This is a genomic window from Virgisporangium aurantiacum, assembly GCF_016863635.1.
GTDB lineage: Bacteria > Actinomycetota > Actinomycetes > Mycobacteriales > Micromonosporaceae > Virgisporangium > Virgisporangium aurantiacum.
This window is the reverse complement of the sequence record NZ_BOPG01000197.1, coordinates 1-941: the sequence shown is the minus strand read 5'-3', so window position 1 is coordinate 941 and position 941 is coordinate 1. Positions and strand designations below refer to the sequence as shown.

General features: G+C 71.2%; 1 protein-coding gene. It reads left to right on the top strand.

Features of this window, described 5'->3' with window-relative positions:
* Positions 1-189 precede the first annotated feature (189 nt).
* A partial coding sequence (locus Vau01_RS63020; protein ID WP_204015487.1) for an IclR family transcriptional regulator occupies positions 190-941 on the top strand: 752 nt, incomplete at its 3' end.

The window sequence follows — 941 nt, the reverse complement described above, 5'->3', positions numbered from 1 at the left end:
AGCCCCGCCCGGTAGAGGAAGGCGGCGGCCGCGAGGCCACCGATACCGCCTCCGACGATCGCGATCCTGGGTGTCGCGGGTGTCGAACCGCTCCGGTGATGGGTTCTCACGGCCCCATACTGGCGAGGGAACCGCGGGAGTGGGTGAGTGCGACCATCCTATGAACATGTCGGCGGGAGAGGCGGCGCGATGCCCCGTACCGGTGAGCCCGGCAGGAGTGTGAGTTCCCGCCTGCTGCGGGTGCTCTTCGCGTTCACGCCCGAGCGGCCCAACCTCAGCCTCGCCGAACTCGCGCGCATCACGGGCATGCCGCACCCGACCGTGCGCCGTCTGGCGATGGAGCTCAGTAGCGCCGGCGTGTTGCGTCGGCGCGGCGATGGGCGGTTCGACATCGGGTTGCGTCTCTGGCAACTCGGGACGCTTGCGCCGTTGACCGAGTCGCTGCGGACGACGGCGCAGCCGTTCATCGAGGATCTGCATACGGCGTTGCATCAGCACGTACAACTGGCAGTGCTTGAGGGGCAGGAGGCGGTGGTCGTCGAACGGCTGTCCGCGCCGGCGGCGCCGGACCTGGTCTCCCAGGTCGGCGGGCGGCTGCCGCTGCACTGCTCGGGAGTGGGCAAGGTGTTGCTCAGCCACGGCGGAGCCGAGCTGATCGAGAGCGTCCTGTCCGGTCCGCTGCGCCGGCACACGCCGCGCACGACCGTGGACCCGGCGGCACTGCGCAAGGAACTCGCCGAGTGCCGCCTGACCGGTACGGCAACCGTCCGAGGGGAACTGTCCCCGGACGCCGACTCCGTCGCCACGCGAGTGGTGGACGGAGACGGCCGGGTCGTCGCTGCGTTGTCGGTGGTCGTGCGCTCCGGCTCGGTACAGCATCGGGCCGCGCTGCCGTCGGTGATCGCCAGCGGCCTCGGCATCTCCCGCGCGCTCGGCTGGCG